The sequence below is a fragment of the Hyphomonas sp. genome (assembly GCF_036964145.1).
Classification (GTDB): Bacteria; Pseudomonadota; Alphaproteobacteria; order Caulobacterales; family Hyphomonadaceae; genus Hyphomonas.
Map to the genome: position 1 here is coordinate 41,114 of NZ_JBALUC010000001.1, position 23,549 is coordinate 64,662.

A 23,549-nucleotide genomic window follows, 5' to 3' on the forward strand; every position below is an offset into this window, starting at 1 on the left:
CAGGAATTTCGGCGAGCACCCTCAAGGGGGCCCATGGTCCCGGGTCTTCGTTACCGGCGCCGCGCGAACGGATCCATCGTGCTTTCCCACGCATGGCCCATCCGGGGAGGTTCAATTCCCGTGCGACCGGACGAGGCGGTTTCCCAACTTGCCTTCGCAAGCCTACCCTGGCCTGACCTGCCTAGGCGCAAGCGAGACCGTCTCTCCCACCCGCACCCTCCTGACCCTGCCCCCCACAACCAGAACGGTACCTGATCCGGCTCCTGTGAGGGCAGGCATATAGTATGGGGTGAGAGGCTATCAGACGGATTGGAGGGGACGGGAAGCGGCCTGTCATCCTTCGACTTCGCTCAGGATGAGTCCGTTTTGTGAGGCGCCAACGAAGCGCTCATGCTGAGCGACGTCGAAGCACGGGCGCAGGCTAGGGAGCTGCCGGCACGCTCTCCCACAAACCGTATCCCCGGCGGATGCCGGGGTCTCTTGCAGAAACTATGCGGCGCCAGCCGCGCGAGACTCCGGCATGCGCCGGAGAGGCCGGGAGAGGGGGGGACTCGGTCCCGGATATTTGCTTGCGCAAATTCCGGGATGACAGGAGGGGTCAGGCGGCGTCGGCTTCGGATTTGGCGACGGCGGCTTCGAAGCCCATGACGCGGTTCTTGCCGAAATTCTTGGCGACGTAGAGGGCCCGGTCGGCGCGCGACAGGAGGGTGGAAATCTCGTTCATCCGGTGGCCCCGGCAATAGCCGAGGCTGATCGTGACCGACAGGCGCCCGCCTTCAATCGGGACCGATGTGGTCGCGAGCTGCGCCACGAGACGGTCAAACGCCTCGCTCGCCTCGGCCTCTGAGGCAAAGATGCCGGCCAGCGCGAATTCCTCGCCACCAAGGCGCGCGACAATGCAGTCGTCCGGCGCGCGCGCGTTGAGCAGAGCCGCAATCTCGCGCAGGACATGGTCGCCGACATCATGGCCACGCGTATCGTTCACCCGCTTGAAATCATCCACATCGGCAATGGCGCAGAAGAACAGGCGATGGGTGAAATCGGCGCGGGCCTGGAGCTGGCGGGCACCTTCGAAAAAGGCGCGGCGATTGGGCAGGCCGGTCAGCTCGTCCATATGGGCAATGCGGAAATTCTCTTCGGCGAGACGGTAAACCTTGAGCCGGGTGCGCAGCATGATGACGCTGAGCGTGGGCGTGATGGTCAGCGGCAGGGCAATGGCGAAGGTCATGGCTGCCGTGCCATCAATCTCGCCATAAGCATGGATCCAGAGATAGACCGGCGTCACGACGCTGAGCAGGACCAGCATGGTCACCGACGCTCCGACGCGCACGGCCCAGGCTACATTTCGTTCAGACATCCGCAATGGCTCCGTCCCCCTCACGGCATCCCTATGACATGATGTGGTTAAATCCCCCGTCAGCGCGCAGGGCCAAATCGGCCGGCCCGGTTAAGGGTCTGGTAAGGCTGGAAGGGCGCGGAACATGAAAAAGCCGGCCCTGTGCGGGGCCGGCCGGGAGGCTTCCGGGTGTGCCGGGGATCAGCGGCGCATGCGGCGGGGCTGGTTGGCGACGCTGGTGACGTGTTCGGCCACGGCCGGTATCAGGCGCGGGCCATTATGGGTGCCGCGCCCGAGAAAGGTCAGCACGCTGCGTTTGGCGACATAACCGACCGCCGTGGTGAGGGCAGCGGTTCCGGCGGCGATGGCGAGTTGTTTCCAGAGTTTCATCAAAGGGCTCCTGTCGGGATGGGGGTCCCCCAATCAATGCGCGTCCGGGCCTGCCGGTTCCCGTGAACGCCGTTAGCGGCGGCCCAGGACGGGCGGCATCATCCGCCGGGTGCGCAGGGCGTGGGCGATATCCGACGGGGTCGGCGCATCTGGCGCGCGGTCAAGCTCGCTGTCGCCGAGGCGCGCATGGCGCAGGCCCTGCCGGAGAAAAATTTCTTCAGGACGTGTCGCAGCCGCATCGGCGGCGCGGCGCATGGTTTTCCAGAGATTCATGTCGTGTCTCCCTTGCTGGTGATGCGAGGGCGGGCGTGGGCCCGCCATGAAGGAAGTATAGCACATTGGACGCGGCGGCTTGAGTGAAACCCTTGTCAGGATAGCGCGCACGAAAAAGGGCCGCATCAGCTGCGGCCCCTGTTTCATCGGTCGGCCTGGCGGGTCAGTGCGCGGTGACCGGGTCGCCATACGGGCTGGAGACGCCCTTGTGTTGGCGGAACTGGCCGGACGTGTCGGCACCGTTCTGCGCAGATGTTTCGTCTGCGTCCTGGCGGTGCTGGCGGAGGAATTTGCGGCCGTATTTCTGGCCGGCAAAGGCGGCACCTGCTGCGCTCAGGATACCGGCAGCGATCATTAACTGGTTGCGACGTTTCATAGTCGTGTCTCCTGTGGTTCGCGTTGTCATGATGCGCGGCACCATCGCCGTCGCATTCACCTAATCAATGCATGGCCCCTGCCCCCTGTTCCGTTACAGACCTGCAAGGCGCTTTCCTTTGCCGGCGCCGGGCGCTAAAGGCGGGGCATGAGCCTGAAGACCCGCATCATCCCCTGCCTTGACGTGAAGGACGGGCGTACCGTCAAGGGCGTCAATTTCGTGGACCTGAAAGACGCGGGCGACCCGGTGGCGCTGGCGAAAGCCTATGATGCGCAGGGGGCGGACGAGCTGTGCTTTCTCGACATTTCCGCCACGCATGAGGGCCGGGGCACGCTGATGGACATTGTCTCGGCAACGGCAGAGCAATGCTTCATGCCGCTGACCGTGGGCGGCGGGGTGCGCAGCGCGGAAGACCTTGTGGCGCTTCTGAGGGCTGGCGCCGACAAGGTAGCGATCAATTCCGCCGCCGTGGCTGACCCCGGCGTGATCGCGCGATGCGCGGCAAAGGCCGGGTCGCAAGCCGTCGTCGTGGCGATTGATGCGCGGGCCGTGGGCGACCATTGGCAAATCTTCACGCATGGCGGCCGGAAAGAGACCGGCATCGACGCGGTGGCCTTTGCCAAGGAGGCCGAGGCGCGCGGGGCGGGAGAAATCCTTCTGACCAGCATGGACCGGGACGGCACGAAATCAGGCTATGATCTGCCCCTGCTGAAGGCGATCACCGGCGCGGTGAACATTCCCGTCATCGCCAGTGGCGGCGCAGGCAAGGTCGAAGATCTCGCCCCGGCCGTGATCGAAGGCGGGGCAACGGCGGTGCTGGCCGCCTCGATCTTCCATTTCGGAGAGGCGACGATTGCCGAGGCGCGCGCCGACCTGGCCCAGGCCGGAGCACCCGTCCGCCCCCTCTGACCGAAACGTCACAAAGCCTTCAATTGAGCTGCGCCCGCATTGGAGTAGTCTGACCGCTTACACACAAGCAGGAGGGAGACAGTCATGAAGGGTCATTGTCTTTGCGGCGCGGTCACCATCACCGTGCCGGACATCAGCGAGGTTGCGGCCTGTCATTGCGCGACGTGCCGGCGCTGGGGCGGCGGGCCACTGTTCACGCTGGACCATGACGGCAAGCTGGAAATCGAGGGCGAAGACAACATCGCGGAATACCAGTCATCGGACTGGGCCGAGCGGGCCTTCTGCAAGATCTGCGGCAGTCATCTCTACTACCATCTGAAGTTCCACGACCATTTCGCCCTGTCAGCCGGCCTGTTCCAGGATGCGAAGCTGACAAAGCTGTCGCAGCAAATCTTCATCGATGAGAAGCCGGATTTCTACGAATTGGCCAATGACACGCCGAAGCTGACGGGCGAAGAAGCCTTCGCCGCATTCAGCCCGGCAAATGGCGAGGATGCCTAGTCCGTAAAAGCGGGCTTGCGCTTCTGCATTTCGGCAAACACCGCTTCCATCTGGTTCGGTGTGCGGATGATCTTGTCCTGCTCGACCGATTCCGCCATCAGTAATTCGGCGTCGGTCGAATCCTGCATGGAATTGAAGATTCGCTTGGAAGCCTTGATCGCGTCCGGATTCTTCAGGGCGATCTGTTTCGCAAGTGCCATCGCGTCATCCAGCGGATTGTCAGAGACATGGGTGGCAAAGCCCATTTCCTGCGCCTCGGTGCCATTGAAAATGCGGTTGGTGTAGGTCAGTTCACGTAGCACGTCGTCGCGGACATTGCCGCGCCAGAGCGGGAAGCCGGCCATGTCGGGCACGAGGCCCCATTTCAGTTCCATGATGGCGCAGCGCGTGTCCGGGTGGACGAAGCGAATGTCCGCGCCCGACAGGATCTGGAAGCCGCCGCCAAAGGCGACGCCATGCGCCGCCGCGATGACCGGCGCCGGTATCTCCCGCCAGCCCCAGGCGACATATTGCGCGCGATTGGCAATGCCGTGGGTCCGGTCAGACAAGTTGTTCTTGCTGCCGGTGACGCTCTTGGACTCGTCGCTGCCGGAATCGCTGCCGAGGCTGGAGAGATCCAGCCCGGCGCAGAAGGCGCGGCCCTCGCCGGAGACTACCACGGCGCGCAGGCCTTTGGTCTCCTTCAACTGGGCGATGGCCTCATTGATCCCGTCGAACATGGCAGGGTCGAGGGCGTTCATCTTGTCGGTGCGGATGAAGCGAACGTCGGCAATGCCGTCGTCCAGCATGGTAATGGAGACCCGGTCTTTCATGACTCTCTTCCTGATCTGATGGCGTTTCCTGGGATTAAAGTGCGCGCACGGGCCCCCGCGTCAAGCGCCCGCGCTTCCTCACGTCGCGTAAGTGCGCTAAGCCATCGCCATGACAGATCTCGGCTCTCCTGACCGCCTTGCTGCGGCTTTGGCACATCTTGGCGACACCATCGACACGCGCGCGAAAGAGGGTGACGCCTCCACCTCGTGGACCGCAAAACTGCTGGCCAAGGGGCCGGAAGCCTGCGCGGAGAAAGTGCATGAAGAGGGGCAGGAACTGGCCGAAGCCGTGCGCCACGAAAGCGATGCGCATGTCGCCAGCGAAGCGGCCGATGTGCTGTATCACGCCTTTGTCGCGTTGCGCTCACGGGGCGTAAGTCTGGATGATGTGGCGGCTGCGCTGGAAAAGCGACAAGGCATCAGCGGAATTGACGAGAAGGCAGGGCGGGCGGGCTAGACCAAGCCCGCGCTTGTGCTTCGACTTCGCTCAGCATGAGCGCTTCTAAACTACGATCCTTACTGGACTCATCCTGAGCGAAGTCGAAGGATGTTTGGTAAACAACGCCTTAGGACACCTCTTTCGGGGCTTTCAGGCGGCGTTTGGTCTGGTGGGTGTCGGCCTTGTCGCCGGTGGGTTTCTCGCCGCGCATATAGTGGCGCTGCCAGCGTTCCTTCATGGCGTTTTCTTCGCCCGTCTTGAGGCGCTTGTTGAAGTCTGACCGGCTTTCGGTCCAGGCATTGTACTCCTTCACCAGATCCTCGTTCGAACGCAGCAATTTGCGCTCCGGCTGGACCTCTTCGAGCTTCTTGTGTTCCATCAGCGTGATGAAGGCGAAGGGCTCGTCCTTTTCGAAAATCACTTCGCCGGGGCGCGTCATCTGCCAGTTCATCGTGAAGGGGAAGGGCAGCCAATCGGTCTCGACCAGGCCCGTCAGCGGATAGATGCCATCCTTTGGCCAGTTTGGCGGGCCCGTGACCCAGACGCCCCAGCCGGGCGGCGTGCGGAACAGATGGCCGGTATGGAAGGTGACGATGCCGCGCATGAAATGCGCATCCGCAAAGCTGGAGATTGCGTTCGGATCGCCGCGCGTCAGGATCTGAATGTCTTCATTGCGCGTGCCGCCATTCCATTTGATCTTGATGTCCATCGGGCAGAGCAATTCCCAGCCGGTGGAATTGGCCATGGTCAGCGGCAGGCAACGATAGGGATGGCGATCTGTGAAGGCGTCCATCCAGTCTCGGTTGGAGCGCGCGGGCACCATTTGTGGCGCGACGTCGTAGATCTTGTAGCAATCGAGATGCATGAAGCGGTGTCCAGGGCAGTGCTTGACGGGAAGCTAAAGTCTTGGCCCAAAGAGCGCCATGACCGCAACCCCTGATGATCTCTTTGCCTATCTGGATGAATTGGGCATCGCCCATACCACGCAATGGCACGATGCCGTGTTCACCGTGGAGGAAGGTCGGGAGCTGAAAGCCTCGATGCCGGGCGGGCATACCAAGAATTTATTCCTGAGGGACAAGGATGGCGCCATCATCCTGATCGCGGCGGAGGCGCATTCCGAGCTGAAGCTTAACCGGCTGCACCGGCTGATCGGCACGCGGCGGCTGTCCTTTGGCCCGGCGGAATTGATGGAAGAATTGCTGGGCGTCACACCGGGATCGGTGACGGCGTTTGCCCTGATGAATGACCGGGAAGGGCGCGTGCGATTCCTGGTCGATGCCGCGCTGATGGCGCACGATCCGGTCAATTTCCACCCGCTGACCAATACCGGGACAACAGCGATTGCGCGGGACGATCTGGAGCGCTTCGCCCGTGCGACGGGGCATGGGTTTGAAGTGGTGGACTTTACCGTTTTGCTGGATGAGGCCTGAAAAAGCCAAGCCTGAAAAAGGGTGGGGCCGCCCATGACAGGCGACCCCGGGGATTGATCTGTGGAATAGTCAGGAAGCTGACTATTCAAACGTGTATTTGAACCGGACCCCGATCGAGCGCGGCGCGCCGACATGGGTGTAATAGGTCCGCTGGTAGACAGGACCCCCATCATCATCCGTCAGCACCTGATTGTAGAGGTTCGTGCCGACGACGCCGGTCTCGTAGAACTCGTCAAAGAGGTTGTTGACGAAGAAGGTCGCCTGCCATTCGCCGGTATCATACACGGCCGAGACATTCGCCAGCCCGAAGGAATCGAGCGTCAGGCCATCGCCGAGGCCACCTGTGCGGCTGAGCACATCGCCCTGCCAGGTGTAGCCGGCATTGAAGGCCAGCTCTGCGCCATTCTCCATAGGCATGACATAAGTGCCGAAGAGCGCGAACTGGTCTTCCGGTGAGCCGGGCAGGCGGTCGCCATCGCGGCCATCAAGCAGGACTGTGCCGAAGCCCGGAGGCGAGATGGTGCCAACGAGGCCGGGAGCATCTGCGGTCAGCGACGCCTCGGAATGGCTGTAGCTGCCGCGTACGGAGAGGTTCTCGCTTACGGCCCATGCGCCATTGACTTCAAAGCCCTTGGATTCAGCACCTTCCGCATTCACCGTGATCGGGATGGAGGCGTTGATCGTGGCAGAGCTGAGCTGCGGATCGGTCCATTCAATGTAGTACACCGCACCGTTCAGGGTGACACGGCCATCCATGAGCGTTGATTTGAAGCCAAGCTCGTAATTGGTCGTCGTATCCGGCCCAAACTGGCTCTCGTCCCGGGTGGAGAAATCGCCCGTTCCTGGACCGAATTGCTGGCCGGGCAGGAGCGCGCAGGCGCCCTGCTGATTGTCAGTCGGGTCATAGTCCGGGCAGACGCCGATACCGTTCGAGTTACCAATCCGGTAGCCTTCGCTGACCGTGAAATAGCCCAGCACATCATCGGTGACCTGATAAGATGTATTGAACTTGAACAATGTTCCGTCATCCGACTGGCTTGTCCGCTCGGTACCGTTCGGGCTACCCGCAGCAAAGTCAGCCTTCAGACTGTCTTCCATATCGCTGATGCCGACCGGCTGGAGATAGTCCGGGAAGGCGTCAAACAGCGGGAAGTCCACGTCACTGAAGGATTCCAGATCATATTCATAATAGCGGCCGCCAACCGTGACGGTCCATCTGTGGGTGATGTCGAAGCCGACTTCACCGAACAGCGCAGCTTCTTCAAGTTTGGAATAGAACTGGGAATAATATTCCAGATCGTCCGGGCGGTCGAAGCCGACATAGTCCGCATAGCCCGGCGTGTATTCCTGGGAATAGGAGGTCACGTCGGAATTGTTGTAGAACGCGCCGACGATCCAGTTGAACCGGCTGTCGGTGGTCGAAACAAGACGAACTTCCTGGTTGAATGTGTTCTCGCGGCCCTTCTCATGCGTGAAGGAGGTGAAGGTCGGAAACAGCTCATAGCTGTATTCGAGCGAGATCAGGAGGTCGGTCTGGTCGCGCTGGCCATTGTCGTCAAACCGGGAATAGCCGGTGGCAGACGTCAGCTCCGCAAAGCCGAGATCGGCTGTCAGTTCAAGCGCGAGCAACTGGTTGGTGATCTCGTTCGGCTCTTCCACACGCTTGGCAAGTTCATACTTGCCGGTCTGCAGCGTGCTGCGCCAGCTGGAGCCCTGACGGCCGTCGATTTCGGACTTCTGATAGTAATACGTCGCCGTACCGTCCAGCCAGTCGGTCGGCTCCCAACGCGCGGCGAGGCGACCGGAAAGCGTGCGCTCGCCATTGGCATCGGTCACGCCGCGCAGATTCGCGGCCACGTCAGACGGGTCAGTAAAGTCCGGATCCGGATCGGAGACGCCGATTTCCTGTACGATATAGGGATAGTCGATGAAGCCGGAATCGTCTTCGTAATCGACGGAGCCACGGATGGCGAAGTTCGGCGCAAAGGTCTTGTTGAAGGTCAGGCCCGTCTCATAGCTGAGGGAGCCGGCTTCGGAATATTTCGAAAATTCCGAGCGCACTTCCAGAAGGTCGCCGTCAAAGTCGGGCTTGTTCGGAATGTAGCGGATCGCGCCGCCCAGCGTTCCGGCGCCATACAGCGTGCCCTGGGGCCCGAGCAGGACCTCAACACGCTGCATGTCGTTGAGCTTCAGGTCCACGAAGACCGGAATCTCGCCGATATAGGTGGCCACCGTTCCGCCGCCATCATTGTTGCCATCGCCTGAGCCGAGACCGTCAGCATTCAGGCCACGGACGATTAGCGGGTTGCCCTGGCGACCGCCGCGATCAACGACATTGATTCCCGGTATGTAGGACAGCATGTCGGACAGTTCGTCGAAGCCCTGCTCCTCGATCTGCTCACCGCCGACAGCGGCGATGTTGAGCGGAATATCCTGGACACTTTCGGCGCGGCGAGTGGCCGTCACAGTGATGGTCTGGGCGCGCAATTCGCTGTCGCTGGCAGCGTCTTCCTGGGCAGCAGCGCCCAACGCAACCCCGGTCGCGAGCACGGCAAGGCTGGTTTGCCGCAATAGACTAGATTTAGACATTTGTAGAAACTCCTGTAGTTCCTACCTCACCTCCAGCATTAGGAGGCAGGGAAGAATTTGGTACAAGCGGCCGGTCCACATGGTCGCAAGTTTATGCCTCCGGCGTAGTATTTTTGGCACAGACATGCGCCTCTTTGGGGCAGTTCGGGAATAAAGGAGCAGGTGCTGACTAAAAATTGGGCATCTTCGCCAAATCGTGCGCTTCTTGATCAGGCAGCTGAGTTCCTGTCCCGGAAGGAATACCAGAAGGCCCATGCGGCTTGCATGGAAGCGCTGCAGCGCGATCCCGCTGAGGCGCGCGCATTCTACCTGCTGGGTGTTCTGACGGCAGACCATGCTAATCACGCCAAGGCGATCGACCTGTTCGACCGTGCCCTGACGCTCGGCCCACACCGTCCGGATGTGTTAGCCCAAAAGGCCCGCAATGAGATGGCCCTGCTTCGCCGTGACGCCGCCGTCCGGTCTGCGGACGCCGCTACAGCGCTTGCGCCCGAAGATGCGTTCACTCTCGACACGCTGGGCGTTGTCTACAGCCGCGCAGGCCTGCATGATCGGTCCCTCGATTTCTATCGCCGCGCCACGGCGACCGCCCCGGACATTTCCGCCTACCAGTATAATTTCGGCGCAGCGCTGCAGTTTGCCGGTCAGATGGACGAGGCCCGCACGGCCTATCGCAGATGCCTGGAACTCGATCCGTCAGACACGCGCGCGCTGGCCGCGATCGTGCAGATCACGAAACAGACCGAAACCGACAACCAGATTGCGGAGCTGGAAACGGTATTTCCGTCTGTCGCCGACAATGCCGATGATGCCCTGCGGATCGGTCATGCCCTGGCCAAGGCGCATGAGGATCTGAACCATCCTGCCGAGGCGATGGCATGGCTCGCCAAGGCGAAGGCGGCGAAATGGGCTGAGGTGAAGCATGATGCGGCATTTGATGACGCCATCTTTGCCGCCGCAGAGAAGACAACAGCCTTGCCGACAGCTGGCGGTCATGCCGGGGCCCGTCCGATCTTCATCGTCGGGATGCCGCGCACCGGGACCACGCTGGTCGACCGCATCCTGTCGAGCCACAGCGAGGTGACGTCTGCCGGCGAACTCGCCGATTTCGGGATCAGCCTGAAACAGCTTGCGGGCACACGGTCGAACTATGTGCTTGATGTCGAGACCTTGCAGTCCGCCGCGCAGGTGGACATGCCGGAACTCGGCCGGATGTACATGCAGCGCGTCGAGGCGACGCTGGGCCTCAGCGGACGATTCATCGACAAGCTACCGCTGAATGCGATCTATGCGCCGATCATCCTGGCGGCCCTGCCCGAAGCGCGGATCATCTGCCTGCGGCGCCACCCTGCCGACACGGTGCTGAGCAATTACCGGCAATTGTTTGCGACGCGCTTTCCCTATTATGACTACGCGCTGAATCTCGAGACCACGGCCCACTATTATGTCGGTTTCGACCGCATGGTCCGGCACTTCAGCGCATCGCTCCCCGCCGACCGGTTCACGCAAGTCCATTATGAGGATGTCGTTGGCGACATTGAGGGCCAGACACGACGGCTGCTCGATTTCTGCGGCCTGCCCTTCGAGGTACAATGCCTGGACTTTCACCAGAATGCCGCGCCGGTCGCCACGGCCAGTTCGGCGCAAGTGCGCGAACCGCTCTACACGCGCGCGCTGGCCCGGTGGAAACGCTATGAGGCGGACCTGGCTCCGGCGCTCGATATCCTGGAAGCAAATGGCTGCATCAATTCCGTTGAACGAAGCGGTCCCTAAGGCATCGCTGGCCATTCCGGCCAGAGGCACTAGACTTGTCCTCGCAAAAGGGAGACCGCCATGAAACACCGCCGCCTGGGCAAGAGCGCCATTTACGTGTCCGACATCTGCATGGGCACGATGACCTTCGGCGCGCAAACCGATGAAGCCGAAGCCCACAGGATTCTCGATGCCAGTTTCGAGGCGGGGATCAATTTCTACGACACTGCCGAAAATTATCCCGTGCCACCAAAGCTCGAATGGGCCGGACGCACCGAGGAAATCTTCGGCCGGTGGATGAAGACCAAGGATCGCGACCGCCTCATCGTGGCGACCAAGGTTTGCGGGCCGTCACATGGCTGGATCAAGGGATCCCAGCGCGGCGAGATGACGGCGCTGGACCGGCACAATATCCGCCGCGCCATCGATGCCAGCCTGACCCGGCTGCAGACCGACTATGTCGACCTCTACCAGACCCATTGGCCGGATCACGGGACGGACTTCGACGAGACGATGGAAACTCTGGACGATTTGGTCCGCGAAGGCAAAGTCCGCGTCGTCGGGTGCAGCAATGAAGATGCGTGGGGCCTGATGAAAAGCATCGAGGCGTCCAATCGGCTCGGCGCCGTGCGCTATCACACCATCCAGAACAATTTCAGCCTGAACAATCGCCGTTTTGAGGATGCGCTGGCGAAAGTGTGCCGCCGCGAAGGCGTCAGCCTGATCCCGTATTCGCCGCTGGCGGGTGGGGTGCTGTCGGGCAAATATCAGGACAATGCCCGGCCGGAAGGTGCGCGGTTCTCGCACTATCTCGACATGGGCGGGCGTCAGGCCGCAATGGCGCACCGATTCGTGAACGAAAAATCGCTCGAAGCGACGAGGCGCTACATGGACATCGCCAAAGAGGCCGGCATGTCGCCCGTGACGCTCGCCACCGCCTGGTCGAAGCAGCATGATTTCGTCGCCTCAACGATTGTCGGCGTGTCGAAATTCGACCAGCTGGCCGATATTCTTGCGGCGGCGGATCTCGAATTGTCTTCAGACGTAATGAAAGCGTGCGACGCGGTCGGACACGATGTGATGTATCCAATGGGGTGAGGCGATGAGACATAGGGCTGGACGTTCGACGGCGGTAATCCTGAGGGGCTGGCTGGCCATGGCGGGCCTCTCGCTGGCGCTGGTTGCGGGGTGTCACTCGGCGCCTGTCGTTGATGAGGCGCCAGTCGCGCAGGATGTCTCCGAAGAGGCGGGCCAGGCCCGTCTCGCGCCGCCCTCTGAACGCTATCCGGACCTGTTCCAGCGTATTGCGCTCAGCGGGCTGGTTGATCCGAAGGATTGGGTCGACGCCGAGCCGAAAGCGCCCACCGACATGATCAATGCCGCCTTCGAGCGCAAACGCCCGGCGACACAGGCGGAACTCTCGGCCTTCGTGGAGACCTATTTCGACCTGCCGGACAGCACGCCGGAGGCGGCCCCTGACCCGATTGTTCCAGACGGCCTGTCGCTGAGCGAGCATATCGAGGCGCTCTGGCCCCATTTGACACGGCAGGCTGATGCGGCAAGCGGGCAGGGGTCGCTGATCCCGCTGCCGGAACCCTATATTGTGCCGGGCGGACGGTTCCGCGAAGTCTATTACTGGGATTCCTATTTCACGATGACCGGGCTCGGGCCGGAGCATGAAGCGATCAAGCGCAGCATGGTGGAGAATTTCGCCTCGCTCATCCGCGAGGTCGGGCATGTGCCGAATGCGAACCGGACCTATTATCTCAGCCGGTCCCAACCGCCCTTCTTCTTCGCGATGGTCGGCCTGCTGACTCCGGACGATCCAGCGCAAAGCTGGGTGGAATACCTGCCGGAGCTGCAATCTGAATATGAATATTGGATGCAGGGGGACCGCGCGGTGGTTCTGGAGGATGGCAGTGTCCTCAACCGCTATTGGGATGCCCGGAATGTGCCGCGCGACGAGTCCTATATTCAGGATTTCACCACGGCAGCGCGAAGCGGGCGCGAGCCAGCGGAGATCTACCGGGAACTGCGCGCCGGCGCCGAAAGTGGCTGGGACTTCTCCTCACGCTGGCTGGCAGACCCCGAGGATTTGTCGACCATCCGGACCACATGGATCGTGCCGGTGGATCTCAATGCCTTGCTGTACGGGATGGAGCGCGCCATCGAAGCAGGCTGCGCGGAGATCGCTGACGTCATATGTGTGGACGACTTCTCTGCCCGCGCCCAAGCCCGCAAGCGCGCGATGAATACCTTCCTCTGGGACGAAACGCTCGGCGTGTTCAATGATTATGACCTGGAAGCCGGCCAGAGCACGGGACGTGTTTCTGCTGCGAGCCTCTATCCGCTCTTCTTCGGCGTGGCGACAGAGGACCAGGCCGAGCGTACCGCAGAGTTCACCCTGACACACTTGCTCGCGCCAGGCGGATTGCTTTCGACGCCGCTTGAGACCGGCGAGCAATGGGATGCGCCGAATGGATGGGCACCGCTACAATGGATCGCGGTAAACGGCTTTCGGGACTACGGGAACGACGCGCTTGCCGAAGAGATTGCCGCGCGCTGGCTCGCCACCGTGTCCCGCACCTATTGCGAGACAGGCAAGCTGGTCGAGAAATATGATGCAACAGAAGTTAAGCCGGGCGGGGGCGGAGAATATCCGTTGCAGGACGGATTTGGCTGGACCAATGGCGTTACGGTCGCTCTGCTCGAACTGTATCCGGATCTATCGGCCTACGGAGCGACCGTGCCATCCACAATCTGCACATCACCATAGAGTCGAGCCCCCACCCGCTTCTGTGTCGGATGGAGGCTCTTCCTTTGTTCCCACCAAAGCTTGTGGGATCTATTCCGGGCTGGGCCGCGCGCTGGCCAGGACTTCGCGCTTGCCGGCATGGTTCGGCGCTGAGATGGCACCTTCTTCTTCCAGTCGGTCGATTACGCCGGCAGCCTTGTTGTAGCCGATTTTTAGGCGGCGCTGGAGATAGGAGGTCGAAGCACGCTGGTCCCGCACGACAATGGCGAGCGCCTGGGCGTAGAGATCATCATCTTCGTCGCCCGTGCTGGTGCCGAGCATCGCGTCCATGACGGCCGATCCGGTTGAGCCATCTTCCGGCGCTTCGAGAACGTCCATGACATAGTCCGGCTCGCCCTGTTCCTTCAGCCAGTCAACCACTGTGCCAACTTCTTCATCGGAGACGAAGGGGCCATGCAGGCGCTGGGATTTCTTGCCGGGCGCCTGATAGAGCAAGTCGCCCATGCCGAGCAACTGTTCGGCGCCTTGTTCGCCCAGGATCGTCCGGGAGTCGATCTTCGTCGTCACCATGTAGGAAATCCGTGTCGGGAAGTTCGCCTTGATCGTACCCGTAATAACGTCTACGGACGGACGCTGGGTTGCGGTAATCAAATGAATGCCTGCCGCACGGGCCATCTGGGCAAGGCGCTGGACACAGCCTTCGATTTCCTTGCCGGCCACCATCATGAGATCGGCCATCTCGTCGATCACGACGACGATGTTCGGGATGTGATCCGTTGGCAGAGCTTCGGTTTCGTAAATCGGCTTGCCGCGCTCATCAAAGCCCGTCTGGACCTTGCGGACCAATTCGTCGCCATTGGCGCGGTACTTCGCAGCCTTGTCATTGAAGCCGGCAAGGTTCCGCACGCCCGCCTTGGACATCAGCTCGTAACGGCCTTCCATTTCGCGCACCGTCCACTGCAGGGCGTTCACCGCCTTCTTCGGATCGGTCACAACCGGCGCCAGCAGGTGCGGGATACCTTCATAGATCGACAGTTCGAGCATTTTCGGGTCGATCATGATGAAGCGGCACTGTTCCGGCGAGTGGCGATAGAGCAGCGACAGGATCATCGCGTTCACGCCGACAGACTTACCGGAGCCCGTCGTACCGGCGATCAGCAGGTGAGGCATCTTGGCAAGATCGACCACGGTCGGGACGCCGCCAATGTCCTCGCCGAGCGCCATCGGCAAGCTGGCGCGGGTGCTGGCATAGGCTTCGGCCTGCAGCAGGGTACGGAGGTAAACCGTATCGCGGTCTTCGTTCGGCAGCTCGATACCGATCGCGTTCTTGCCGGGCACAACTGCGACACGTGCCGAGATGGCGCTCATCGAGCGGGCAATATCATCGGCCAGGGAGATCACGCGGGAAGATTTGACGCCCGGTGCCGGTTCCATTTCGAACAGGGTGATGACCGGGCCGGGGCGCACTTCCTTGATACGACCGCGTACACCGAATTCTTTCAGGACGTCGGTCAGGCGCGCGGCCTTTTCGAGCAGCGCGTCCTCGTCCACCGTGTCGCCGCGCTCTTCAGGCATCTGAAGCAGGTCGATGGATGGCAGGCGCGTCGACTTGCGACGGCGGTCCGATTTGGTCACGCGGGGCTGGCTTGGCAATTTCGGCTTGGAGACGGGGACCGACAGGCGGCGCGTCTGGATCGGCTCAATGCCGTCATCCTCGTCATCATAGATGTCGGCGTCGAGCGCGGTTTCGTCTTCCGCGTCATAGAGTTCGTCTTCGTCATCATACTCGACATCATAGGAGTCGGCGTCGACATATTCGTCATCGCCCTTGATGACACGGGCGCGGCCCATGTCACGGCCGGCGTCCAGTTCCTCGTCCTCAAGGTCGCGCGGTCCCGGCTTGAAGTGCGAGATGACGCCAAACAGGAAGCCTCCGATGCCGGTGGCCTGGCGAGCTGCGTGGCGTCCGGACTTGGTCGCGGCCTGGTGGAGGAGGTGTGCATCGCGGCGACGGAAGCCGAGCGCAGAAAGTGCCGCCCATGCGGACGCCATACCCAGAACGACGCCGGCCCATGCGTTCGGCGACGGCAGGAGCAGCGCGCGGAACGGCATGGACGCATAATAGAAGAGCGCGTCCCCCACGACGCCCCCAAGACCCGCAGACAGCGGCCAGCTTTCCGGCACGGGCCAGGCCGCAAAGAACGCGGTCGAGAGGGGCACAAAGGCGAGCCCCATCATCCAGCGGCGCACGCGCGGTACACCGATCAGGACTGTGCGCATGGCCCCACCAATCATCATGGCCAAACCGGCTGCCCAGGCCGACCAGCCAAGCATCTGGCGCGACAAATCCGCGAAGATGGCGCCGGGACCGCTGAACAGATTCTGCACTTCTGCATCGGTCGCCGCATTCCAGCTGGGATCGCTCGGCATGTAGGAGCCGACGCTGCCACATATAAAGACGCCTATTCCGAAAGCCGCTGCCCCTGTCAGGATCCGCCAGACCGGGTCGCTGACGCTCGGGATATCGTCTTCGGTATAAACATAATCTGTCATGAGGTGGGGCAGCTCCACTTGTGTCGCGGGAGCCCACACTTTGCCCCAACACGCTTAACGCGCGGCAAACGCCGGTGAAACTTGTGCATCTGCCGCATTAACTTTTTCCACGCACCGAATACAGGACGAAAACAGGCAAAAAACCCCGCATTGATCGAAATCAGGCGAGCTGATCCAGCCTAAAGAATCGCGTGTAATCTCCGTAATATTGGGAACTGGAGCCACCGCACTCCCATTGATCGGGCGAGACCAACACCAAAGGAGAGCTCAAGATGAAACGCACATTGATCATTCCCGCGACAATCGCCCTGTTAACAGGTATGGCCGCAACCGCTCAGGAACCTAACGCGACCGACATGGATGTTAACGCCTCCGCGAGCATGGAAAAAACTTCTGACACTCAAAACATTGATGAGCTATCGATCGAGGAACTGAATGCGCTGCAACTGAAAGTGCTGGAAGACCCGAAAGCGTCCGACGCAACGACTGAGACCGATACAATCATCATGGCCGAGGCTGACACCAGCATGAACGCCGAAACTGACGTTGAAACCGGTCTGGATACCCAGGAGACCTATGATCCCGCCATCACCAACCCGGAACAAATGGATCCGGCCGGCGATGTGAAGACGCCTGACTGGGACGAAACCCAGTCCGCAGACGTCACAGTCGATGGGTCCGTGGATGCCGACATGAACGACACCACCACGGCTGAAGCTGACATTACGGCCGATACCGAGATGGGTGTGGGTGGTCCAGACTACGCGTCCGAGACCGACGCCATGGCTGACCTTGCCATGCAGGGCACAATTGCCGATCTGGCTGCGGAAGACCCGCGCTTCACCACATTCGTGGCGATGGTTGAACAGGCAGGCCTGACCGACAAACTGGACGGTGATGCTGAATACACTGTGTTCGCGCCGACCAATGCCGCATTCGAGAAGCTTGACCCTGAGCTGGTGACGAAGCTGAAATCCGGCGATGCCAATGACAAGCTGACCTCCATTCTGAAGGCGCACATTGTCGAAGGTGAAACGCTGAGCAGCAATATCGCCGACGGCGAAATGAGCGTTGCCACGCTGGCCGATGCGGACATTTCCGTGAACAAGTCAGGTGACAGTGTGACCATCGGAAACGCAACTGTGGTTGCCGCTGACATCGATGCCTCGAATGGCGTCATTCATGCGGTCGATACGGTGATCATGCCGGATGAGGAATCCTAAGGCGGCATCACCCCACACATCCTGATTATGAAAAGCCCCGGCAGAGTGATCTGCCGGGGCTTCTTGTTGGACTGTCGCAAAGCCTAGTTCGCGAATTCCGGATAGGCTTCCAGACCGATCTCTGCCTTGTCGAGACCCATCTCTTCTTCCTCGGCCGTCGGACGTACGCCGATGGTAAGTTTCAGGATGTACCAGACAATCGAAGAGGCGATCATGACAAAGACACCGGTCAGGACCACGCCGACCAGCTGGCCGAGATAGCTCGGATCCCCTGCTTCGTTCGGCGCAATGGCGTTCGTATAGGAGAACGGAACGATCATTGTGCCCCAGATGCCGCAGACGAGGTGGGCCGGGATGGCACCGACGACGTCATCGATCTTCAGCTTGTCGAGCAGCGGGACGAACACAACGACCAGGATACCGCCCACACCGCCGATGAGGATGGATGCGAGCATGGTCGGCGCCAGCGGCTCTGCCGTGATGGAAACGAGGCCACCGATCGCGCCGTTGAAGACCATGGTTGCATCAACCTTGCCCTTGTAAAGGATCGACGTGGTGAACATTGCTGCCAGCACACCGCCTGCGGCAGCGAGGTTTGTGTTCGCGAAGATCTGCGAGACGGAGTTGATGTCTGCTGCCGTACCCGCAGCAAGCTGCGAGGCACCGTTGAAGCCGAACCAGCCGAACCACAGAATGAAGGTACCCAGTGCTGCGAGCGGGATGTTGTTGCCCGGCATCGGATTAACCTGCTTGCCGAAATACTTGCCGATGCGAGGGCCGATGATGATGGCCCCTGCGAGCGCTGCCCAGCCACCGGTCGAGTGCACCAGCGTGGACCCGGCGAAGTCGGAGAAGGCCCATTTGGAGTCGAGATAACCAGCACCCCATTCCCAGGACACGACGATCGGGTAGATGAAGGCGGTGAGGACGGCCGTGAAGATCAGGAACGGCCAGAGCTTCACGCGCTCTGCCACTGTACCGGACACGATGGATGCGGCCGTGGCCACAAACACCATCTGGAAGAACCAGTCGGATGCCGGCGCATAGCCTGCATCGCTTTCGACGGCGAGATCGCCGCCATCCCATGGTCCGGGCGTGGTGCCCAACAGGCCGCCAATGGATTCAGCCGGATAGGCCATGTTGTAACCGACGACCCAGAACATCAGACCGGCGATGGAATAGAGTGCCACGTTCTTGGTGGACTGCATGGCTGCGTTCTTGGAGCGGACGAGGCCCGCCTCAAGCATACAGAAGCCGGCCGCCATGAGCATGACGATGATGCCGCCAATGAGGAACAAGTAGCTGTTGTCGACATAGGCGCTGGCGCTTCCCGCAACGCCCTCTTCCAGCGCAGCAAGCCGCGCCTCGATGTCTGCATCCTGAGCGTAGGCAGCTGCCCCGACCATTAATGCGGCCGGCAGCAAGGCTGCTCCGCGTATCATATTCTTTAGTGTTTGGCCCATCTGGCCCCTCCTTCGTCACGAGACTGCAGAGCTCGGGACCCCCCGTGCTCTCCCAGAACCGATATGATTGTGCGCCCGCAGGAAAGTCGCACGGGCATAGGGGCAGACCGGTTTTTCTGATGGGGCATGGTCAAAGCGTGGGCAGGGATGCGGCGAATCGCCTAATTCTCCATCATCGCTGGACGATCCGTGCGAGGACACCTAGCTAAGAGCCATGACGAAAACCGCCCTTCAGTCTGACCACACGTATGACCTCGCCATTGTGGGCGCAGGACCGGTGGGCACGACCCTGGCGATTCTGGCCGCCAATCGGGGCTTTTCTGTAATACTTATTGACGCTCGCCACCCTGACGCCGTGCCGCGGCAGGACACGCGGACCTTTGCGATTGTCCGCGGCAGCTGGCGCCTCTTGGGCGCGGCCGGTGTGACTGAGGCCCTGGGCGGATTGACCGAGCCGTTGAACGGACTTGAGGCAATTGATGGCGGTACGCACTGGTTCGGGGCACCCGGCGTGCTTTTTGGCAATGAAGACCTGCCAGACGATCCAGACGGGCAGCCGCTTGGCCAGATGGTGCCGGCGGCCGCGCTTCAGGCCGCACTGGATGAAGCGTGCGGGAGAACCGACGGCATCGACTGGAGACGCGGCCAATTGTTTGAAGGGATGGAGACCGGGCCCGCCGGCGCCACCCTGACGCTGTCAGACGGGCGCCGGATCGAGACCCGCCTTGTCGCCGCGTGTGACGGCATGAAATCCTCCGTGCGCGCAGCGGCAGGCATCACGACCGAAGGGCATGATTACAACCAGTCGGTCTTTGCGGCGAATGTGAAGCTGGCGCGTCCGCATGGCGGCATTGCTCGCCAATTGTTCACGCCGGAGGGCCCGTTCGCCACGCTGCCCATGCCGGACAATCGCGCAAACCTTGCCTGGTACATGAAACGCGGCGCCGCTGAGGCGATTGCCGCCATGCCGGTTGAGGACATCAATGCCGAGCTGAATGCGCGGTTCGCTGAGTTTGCCGGACCGATGGAGATCGACGGGCCCTATTCCGCCTATCCGCTGATCATGCAATTGGCGACCCGAATGGTCGGGGCCCGGACGGCCCTTCTGGGCGATGCGGCGCACCGGATCAATCCGCTTGCCGGACAAGGACTGAACCTCGGGTTCAAGGATGTTGGGGCCCTGATTGATGTGATGGGCGAAGCACGCGATGTCGGTCTTGATCCGGGGTCGGATGTCAGTCTGGAACGCTACGAGAAATGGCGGCGCTTCGATGCCACCGCCGCCGCCATGTTCATGGACGGCATCGACCGCGCTTTTACCAATGACAGCAATTTTCTGAAGCCCTTGCGGGGGCTTGCGCTGACCTTGGCTCAACGGGTCCCGCCCCTGCGCCAGGCTTTGGCGCGTCAGGCGAGCGCGGACCAGAACCATTTGCCGAGCCTGATGCGCTAGGCGCCGATGGTCAGCTCTCTCAGGAATTTCCAGGTATAAAGCCCGGAATCATGGCCATCTGAAAACTTGATGCGGATCGCATACCGTCCGACCGGATCAGCGCCGAGTACGGAAATGTCCTGCGGCACAGGCGGTTGCGGTGGGCGCGGGCCACTGCCATGACCGCGAACTTCCGCAGACGGGCTTTCCTCGCGCAGGCGCTTGTAAGGGATGACACCAGACGCGCCGTCCTCGAATTCGACGAACAATTCCTGTGCGGATTTGCGAAAGGCCAGACGTACCGGCCAGGACGGATCGCTCATCGCGCGGAATCGCCTGCAGGCCGCGTCTCATCCAGATCACGCGCCTCGTCCGCCAGCATGATCGGAATGCCGTTTCGGATCGGGTACGCCAGCCGGGCCTTGGGCGAGACAAGTTCGTCATTGGCGCGGTCATACGTCAGCGGCTGGCGGCTGACCGGACAGATCAGGATTTCCAGCAGGCGGGGATCGACCCCGGAGGGGCCCTTGCGCGGGGCTCCCGTATCTTTGCCACTCTCTTCAGACATGAACGCCCCTATTGCAGCGTGCCGCCATCCTGGCCGGACACATCCATTTCCAGGAGGGTGATGAGCGTTTCCGCGCGATCTTTCAAGGTGGGCGCCTCAACGAGCGCCTGTTTTTCCATCACCGAGAAGGGACATCCCGAACAGAGGGCATTCACGAGGGTTTCGAGCGGCGCCTCTTCCACAGCCGACCAGTCGGTCGCCATGTCATGGGTCTCCGTATAGTCATGCAGCGCGCCCACGAGGCGGGTGCGGTCTGGCAGGCGCGCCGGCGGCACATCCTTCAGATCGTCAACATAGGGAGTCCAATCAGCTTCCACCTGACGATAAGGTGTCATGACAGAGAGTTCGTTGGAGACATCAAAGCGCGCAATCCCGGACAGGGTAATCAGATACCGGCCGTCGCCGGTTTCGGACCAGGTCGTGATGCGGCCTGCACAGCCGGTCTGGGCAATATCCGGCTTGGCGCGCGTGCCCCCGACGGTCTGGATCATGCCGATCATCCGGTCACCCTGGATGACGTCATCCACCATGTTCAGGTAGCGCGGCTCGAAAATGTTCAGCGGCAATTGCCAGCGCGGAAACAGCAGCGCGCCGGGCAGGGGAAAGATGGCCAGCTGCTCCGGCAGGTCTGACACGCGCGTATAGGTCGGCTGGGTCATGGGCTCGCGCCTCTTTCTGCTTGGGCCTGAAAGAGATGTGGAGCGAATGCTCCCTCAGGCAAACATCAGCGATGCAAGCCGCCGGCGGCCACTCACCGTCGCCGGATCTGTTGCGCCCGCCGCTTCAAACATCTGTAGCAGTTTTTCCTTGGCCTTGCCTTCGCCCCAGTCGAGCGAGGTGCCGAGAATGATCAGCAGATGGTCGATTGCATCGCCAAACCGGCCAGCCGTGGCGTATTTCTCTGCAAGCTCGAACCGCTTTTCGTGATCATCCGGATTGGCGAGGACGGCAGACAGAGCTTCTTCGAATTCGTCCGGCTCGGCCGCCGCGTCGCCCATCATCTCGATGGCCGTGCGCACGCCTTTGACGGCACTGTCATTTTGCTTGTCCGCCGGGATCATGTCGAGCGTCGCGGTGGCGCGCTCCTTGTCCCCATTGGCGAGGTAGCAGCGCGCGAGACCGGCAATGGCCGTCACGTTTTCCGGTTCCTGTTGGATGACAGCCGCATAAATCTGTGCCGCCGTGCCGATATCGCCCGCCTGGCTTGCGGCTTCGGCCTGGTCCAGCGCTTCGGCGATCATCTTGCCGGTATCGGTGCCGCTCATCAGTTTTTCGATGAAGGCATTGATCTGGCTTTCCGGCAGCGCGCCCATGAAGGCGTCGACCGGGCGGCCTTTGTCAAAGGCATATACGGCCGGAATGGAGCGCACGCCCAATTGGCCGGCATAGGCCGGGTTCTCGTCAATATTGATCTTCACCAGCTTCACCTGGCCATTGCGCGACTCGACCGCCTTTTCGATGATCGGGCCCAAGGTTCGGCATGGGCCACACCAGGGCGCCCAGAAATCCACAATCACAGGCTGTTGCTCGGAAGCCTCCACGACATCGGCGATGAAGTCCTGGTCGGTTGTGTCCTTGATGTGAAGCGAAGCCGTATCGGTCATAAGCTGTGTCCTTGAATATCTGCAGGGAACATGGGCCGGAGACCCGCTTTTCGCAAGAAGCCGTCCTGATACCAAACCGGCCAAGCTGTGTTCATCTGGCAGTCAATCTGGAGATGCGATCCGGTGAAGCTGAATGCGGCGCAACGAAAAGCGACGAAAATACCTTTTTCGCGCCCTGTTTCTGCAAGGTCGGCGCGCTTAAGTGTAGAGCCATTGGTCAACGAATTGAGGAGACCGCACAATGTTGAATTTCCTGGCAAGCCTCGGCGCAATTACCGCCATCGCCGCATCCCCCTTTGCGATGGGCCTGCAGGCCACAGAGGCCGCAGCCCCCGCACCCCAAGTCACCCAGCCCGCCGGCCTGAGCGATGCTGATCGGTCCCGTCTGCTGGAGCGCGCCTCGACAGCGCTGGCAAAAGTAAAGACCGCGAGCGGCACGTTCGAGCAGCTTGCCCCGGACTATACTGAATCGACCGGGCGTTTTGCCCTGTCGCGTCCCGGCAAGGTCCGCTTCGAGTATGACGCGCCGACCCCACTGCTCGTAGTCAGCGACGGCACAACTGTGGCGCTGCAGGATTCCGAACTGGAAACCACCGACCGTGTGCCACTCGGCACCACGCCGCTGGCCCTGTTGCTGGATGACGAGATCGATTTCGCCACCGAAGCGGAAGTGCTCGACGTGACGACCGGCAATGGCCGGGTCGCGATCACACTGCGCGACCAGTCCGGCGAGATGGACGGCACGCTGACCCTGTTGATGCAGGAAAGCGATATGGCCCTAACCGGATGGCGCACAGTGGATAGCGGCGGGAACATGACTCAGGTCCAGCTGACGGACGTCAATTACGGCAAACGCCTGAACCCGCGCCTGTTCGTCCTCAAGGATTTTGATGAGAATTGAGGTGGGTTTTGATCTCAGACGACTCAAAACTGGAGCGCTGGCGACACAGCCAAGCACATAACACAATATTCACTTGAATATTTTTGCGGGAGTGACATCTTTGCAACTGTGGACGACGCAGATACCCCGCGCAGCAATTGACCCCCCCGCTGTGAACTAATGCGTTGTCACCGTCGGAGCCTTCCCCTCCCGACGAGACGTGCAAAGCAAGCGTCTGGCGCGCCCGAACTTCCCCGCGTT

23 protein-coding genes are annotated in these 23,549 nt (G+C 61.3%); 10 read left to right on the forward strand and 13 right to left on the reverse strand.

The genetic code is table 11. The features are described from left to right. Nucleotides 1–598 precede the first annotated feature (598 nt). The 4 genes from V7660_RS00205 to V7660_RS00220 form a co-directional block, all read right to left on the reverse strand. A complete protein-coding gene (locus V7660_RS00205) occupies nucleotides 599–1,357 on the reverse strand; it encodes a GGDEF domain-containing protein (RefSeq protein WP_335601097.1) in 759 nt (252 codons plus the stop codon). A 180-nt stretch (nucleotides 1,358–1,537) separates the two neighbouring features. Then, a complete protein-coding gene (locus V7660_RS00210) occupies nucleotides 1,538–1,726 on the reverse strand; it encodes a hypothetical protein (protein ID WP_335601098.1) in 189 nt (62 codons plus the stop codon). 72 nt (nucleotides 1,727–1,798) lie between these two features. Next, the gene (locus tag V7660_RS00215) at nucleotides 1,799–1,999 is read right to left on the reverse strand and encodes a hypothetical protein (RefSeq protein WP_335601099.1); all 201 of its coding nucleotides are present in this window, start codon (nucleotides 1,997–1,999) and stop codon (nucleotides 1,799–1,801) included. 163 nt (nucleotides 2,000–2,162) lie between these two features. Continuing rightward, nucleotides 2,163–2,375: a hypothetical protein gene (locus V7660_RS00220; protein WP_335601100.1), complete on the reverse strand. Its 213-nt coding sequence runs from the start codon at nucleotides 2,373–2,375 to the stop codon at nucleotides 2,163–2,165. A 147-nt stretch (nucleotides 2,376–2,522) separates the two neighbouring features. On the opposite strand from V7660_RS00220, the gene hisF reads away from it, so the two are divergent. Together hisF and V7660_RS00230 are read left to right on the forward strand one after the other, a co-directional pair. After that, nucleotides 2,523–3,284 carry an imidazole glycerol phosphate synthase subunit HisF gene (hisF, locus tag V7660_RS00225; protein ID WP_335601101.1) on the forward strand — a complete coding sequence of 254 codons (762 nt, stop codon included), beginning with the start codon at nucleotides 2,523–2,525 and terminating at the stop codon, nucleotides 3,282–3,284. Nucleotides 3,285–3,368: 84 nt separating this feature from the next. Beyond that, complete coding sequence (locus V7660_RS00230) at nucleotides 3,369–3,785, forward strand: GFA family protein (RefSeq protein ID WP_335601102.1); 417 nt, start codon at nucleotides 3,369–3,371, stop codon at nucleotides 3,783–3,785. Here the strand turns inward: V7660_RS00230 and V7660_RS00235 are convergent. After that, the gene (locus tag V7660_RS00235) at nucleotides 3,782–4,597 is read right to left on the reverse strand and encodes a crotonase/enoyl-CoA hydratase family protein (RefSeq protein WP_335601103.1); all 816 of its coding nucleotides are present in this window, start codon (nucleotides 4,595–4,597) and stop codon (nucleotides 3,782–3,784) included. The two genes, V7660_RS00230 and V7660_RS00235, sit on opposite strands and share 4 nt — an antisense overlap. A gap of 109 nt (nucleotides 4,598–4,706) precedes the next feature. On the opposite strand from V7660_RS00235, the gene hisE reads away from it, so the two are divergent. Next, nucleotides 4,707–5,054, forward strand: coding sequence for a phosphoribosyl-ATP diphosphatase (hisE, locus tag V7660_RS00240; RefSeq protein ID WP_335601104.1), 348 nt, complete (start codon nucleotides 4,707–4,709; stop codon nucleotides 5,052–5,054). A 109-nt stretch (nucleotides 5,055–5,163) separates the two neighbouring features. Here hisE and V7660_RS00245 read toward each other — a convergent pair whose 3' ends face one another. Then, nucleotides 5,164–5,901 carry a DUF6065 family protein gene (locus tag V7660_RS00245; protein WP_335601105.1) on the reverse strand — a complete coding sequence of 246 codons (738 nt, stop codon included), beginning with the start codon at nucleotides 5,899–5,901 and terminating at the stop codon, nucleotides 5,164–5,166. A gap of 58 nt (nucleotides 5,902–5,959) precedes the next feature. Here V7660_RS00245 and V7660_RS00250 point away from each other — a divergent pair, with 58 nt between their 5' ends. After that, nucleotides 5,960–6,469 carry a prolyl-tRNA synthetase associated domain-containing protein gene (locus tag V7660_RS00250; protein WP_335601106.1) on the forward strand — a complete coding sequence of 170 codons (510 nt, stop codon included), beginning with the start codon at nucleotides 5,960–5,962 and terminating at the stop codon, nucleotides 6,467–6,469. Nucleotides 6,470–6,550: 81 nt separating this feature from the next. On the opposite strand, the gene V7660_RS00255 is transcribed toward V7660_RS00250, so the two are convergent. After that, entirely contained in the window at nucleotides 6,551–9,058 is a 2,508-nt protein-coding gene (locus V7660_RS00255) for a TonB-dependent receptor (RefSeq protein ID WP_335601107.1), read from the reverse strand. Between the two features lie 162 nt (nucleotides 9,059–9,220). Here V7660_RS00255 and V7660_RS00260 point away from each other — a divergent pair, with 162 nt between their 5' ends. Genes V7660_RS00260 through treF form a run of 3 tightly spaced genes read left to right on the forward strand, consistent with a single transcriptional unit; the run spans nucleotide 9,221 to nucleotide 13,586 of the window. Continuing rightward, on the forward strand, nucleotides 9,221–10,831 hold the full coding sequence (locus V7660_RS00260; RefSeq protein WP_335601108.1) for a tetratricopeptide repeat-containing sulfotransferase family protein: 1,611 nt from the start codon (nucleotides 9,221–9,223) through the stop codon (nucleotides 10,829–10,831). Between the two features lie 60 nt (nucleotides 10,832–10,891). Then, entirely contained in the window at nucleotides 10,892–11,908 is a 1,017-nt protein-coding gene (locus tag V7660_RS00265; RefSeq protein ID WP_335601109.1) for an aldo/keto reductase, read from the forward strand. Between the two features lie 4 nt (nucleotides 11,909–11,912). Further along, entirely contained in the window at nucleotides 11,913–13,586 is a 1,674-nt protein-coding gene (gene treF / locus V7660_RS00270) for an alpha,alpha-trehalase TreF (RefSeq protein WP_335601110.1), read from the forward strand. Between the two features lie 69 nt (nucleotides 13,587–13,655). On the opposite strand, the gene V7660_RS00275 is transcribed toward treF, so the two are convergent. Beyond that, on the reverse strand, nucleotides 13,656–16,118 hold the full coding sequence (locus V7660_RS00275) for a DNA translocase FtsK (RefSeq protein WP_335601111.1): 2,463 nt from the start codon (nucleotides 16,116–16,118) through the stop codon (nucleotides 13,656–13,658). Between the two features lie 272 nt (nucleotides 16,119–16,390). Here V7660_RS00275 and V7660_RS00280 point away from each other — a divergent pair, with 272 nt between their 5' ends. Continuing rightward, nucleotides 16,391–17,341, forward strand: a complete 951-nt coding sequence (locus V7660_RS00280) for a fasciclin domain-containing protein (protein ID WP_335601112.1) — start codon at nucleotides 16,391–16,393, stop codon at nucleotides 17,339–17,341. Between the two features lie 83 nt (nucleotides 17,342–17,424). Here V7660_RS00280 and amt read toward each other — a convergent pair whose 3' ends face one another. After that, nucleotides 17,425–18,804: an ammonium transporter gene (gene amt / locus V7660_RS00285; protein WP_335601113.1), complete on the reverse strand. Its 1,380-nt coding sequence runs from the start codon at nucleotides 18,802–18,804 to the stop codon at nucleotides 17,425–17,427. 214 nt (nucleotides 18,805–19,018) lie between these two features. Here amt and V7660_RS00290 point away from each other — a divergent pair, with 214 nt between their 5' ends. Continuing rightward, complete coding sequence (locus V7660_RS00290; RefSeq protein ID WP_335601114.1) at nucleotides 19,019–20,257, forward strand: FAD-dependent monooxygenase; 1,239 nt, start codon at nucleotides 19,019–19,021, stop codon at nucleotides 20,255–20,257. Here the strand turns inward: V7660_RS00290 and V7660_RS00295 are convergent. Genes V7660_RS00295 through trxA form a run of 4 tightly spaced genes read right to left on the reverse strand, consistent with a single transcriptional unit; the run spans nucleotide 20,254 to nucleotide 22,408 of the window. Further along, nucleotides 20,254–20,559, reverse strand: a complete 306-nt coding sequence (locus V7660_RS00295; protein WP_335601115.1) for a DUF971 domain-containing protein — start codon at nucleotides 20,557–20,559, stop codon at nucleotides 20,254–20,256. The two genes, V7660_RS00290 and V7660_RS00295, sit on opposite strands and share 4 nt — an antisense overlap. Then, the gene (locus V7660_RS00300) at nucleotides 20,556–20,804 is read right to left on the reverse strand and encodes a Trm112 family protein (protein ID WP_335601116.1); all 249 of its coding nucleotides are present in this window, start codon (nucleotides 20,802–20,804) and stop codon (nucleotides 20,556–20,558) included. The genes V7660_RS00295 and V7660_RS00300 overlap by 4 nt, the downstream gene beginning before the upstream one ends. Before the next feature lie 8 nt (nucleotides 20,805–20,812). Beyond that, a complete protein-coding gene (locus tag V7660_RS00305) occupies nucleotides 20,813–21,463 on the reverse strand; it encodes an LON peptidase substrate-binding domain-containing protein (RefSeq protein ID WP_335601117.1) in 651 nt (216 codons plus the stop codon). 54 nt (nucleotides 21,464–21,517) lie between these two features. Then, on the reverse strand, nucleotides 21,518–22,408 hold the full coding sequence (gene trxA, locus V7660_RS00310) for a thioredoxin (protein WP_335601118.1): 891 nt from the start codon (nucleotides 22,406–22,408) through the stop codon (nucleotides 21,518–21,520). Between the two features lie 241 nt (nucleotides 22,409–22,649). Here trxA and V7660_RS00315 point away from each other — a divergent pair, with 241 nt between their 5' ends. Continuing rightward, on the forward strand, nucleotides 22,650–23,309 hold the full coding sequence (locus tag V7660_RS00315; RefSeq protein WP_335601119.1) for a LolA family protein: 660 nt from the start codon (nucleotides 22,650–22,652) through the stop codon (nucleotides 23,307–23,309). Nucleotides 23,310–23,549: the final 240 nt, after the last annotated feature.

Coding starts and splice junctions, on each gene's coding strand:
- V7660_RS00205 (WP_335601097.1), bottom strand. CDS start 1,357: ATGTCTGAACGAAATGTAGCCTGGGCCGTGCGCGTCGGAGCGTCGGTG.
- V7660_RS00210 (WP_335601098.1), bottom strand. CDS start 1,726: ATGAAACTCTGGAAACAACTCGCCATCGCCGCCGGAACCGCTGCCCTC.
- V7660_RS00215 (WP_335601099.1), bottom strand. CDS start 1,999: ATGAATCTCTGGAAAACCATGCGCCGCGCCGCCGATGCGGCTGCGACA.
- V7660_RS00220 (WP_335601100.1), bottom strand. CDS start 2,375: ATGAAACGTCGCAACCAGTTAATGATCGCTGCCGGTATCCTGAGCGCA.
- hisF (WP_335601101.1), top strand. CDS start 2,523: ATGAGCCTGAAGACCCGCATCATCCCCTGCCTTGACGTGAAGGACGGG.
- V7660_RS00230 (WP_335601102.1), top strand. CDS start 3,369: ATGAAGGGTCATTGTCTTTGCGGCGCGGTCACCATCACCGTGCCGGAC.
- V7660_RS00235 (WP_335601103.1), bottom strand. CDS start 4,597: ATGAAAGACCGGGTCTCCATTACCATGCTGGACGACGGCATTGCCGAC.
- hisE (WP_335601104.1), top strand. CDS start 4,707: ATGACAGATCTCGGCTCTCCTGACCGCCTTGCTGCGGCTTTGGCACAT.
- V7660_RS00245 (WP_335601105.1), bottom strand. CDS start 5,901: ATGCATCTCGATTGCTACAAGATCTACGACGTCGCGCCACAAATGGTG.
- V7660_RS00250 (WP_335601106.1), top strand. CDS start 5,960: ATGACCGCAACCCCTGATGATCTCTTTGCCTATCTGGATGAATTGGGC.
- V7660_RS00255 (WP_335601107.1), bottom strand. CDS start 9,058: ATGTCTAAATCTAGTCTATTGCGGCAAACCAGCCTTGCCGTGCTCGCG.
- V7660_RS00265 (WP_335601109.1), top strand. CDS start 10,892: ATGAAACACCGCCGCCTGGGCAAGAGCGCCATTTACGTGTCCGACATC.
- treF (WP_335601110.1), top strand. CDS start 11,913: ATGAGACATAGGGCTGGACGTTCGACGGCGGTAATCCTGAGGGGCTGG.
- V7660_RS00275 (WP_335601111.1), bottom strand. CDS start 16,118: ATGACAGATTATGTTTATACCGAAGACGATATCCCGAGCGTCAGCGAC.
- V7660_RS00280 (WP_335601112.1), top strand. CDS start 16,391: ATGAAACGCACATTGATCATTCCCGCGACAATCGCCCTGTTAACAGGT.
- amt (WP_335601113.1), bottom strand. CDS start 18,804: ATGGGCCAAACACTAAAGAATATGATACGCGGAGCAGCCTTGCTGCCG.
- V7660_RS00290 (WP_335601114.1), top strand. CDS start 19,019: ATGACGAAAACCGCCCTTCAGTCTGACCACACGTATGACCTCGCCATT.
- V7660_RS00295 (WP_335601115.1), bottom strand. CDS start 20,559: ATGAGCGATCCGTCCTGGCCGGTACGTCTGGCCTTTCGCAAATCCGCA.
- V7660_RS00300 (WP_335601116.1), bottom strand. CDS start 20,804: ATGTCTGAAGAGAGTGGCAAAGATACGGGAGCCCCGCGCAAGGGCCCC.
- V7660_RS00305 (WP_335601117.1), bottom strand. CDS start 21,463: ATGACCCAGCCGACCTATACGCGCGTGTCAGACCTGCCGGAGCAGCTG.
- trxA (WP_335601118.1), bottom strand. CDS start 22,408: ATGACCGATACGGCTTCGCTTCACATCAAGGACACAACCGACCAGGAC.
- V7660_RS00315 (WP_335601119.1), top strand. CDS start 22,650: ATGTTGAATTTCCTGGCAAGCCTCGGCGCAATTACCGCCATCGCCGCA.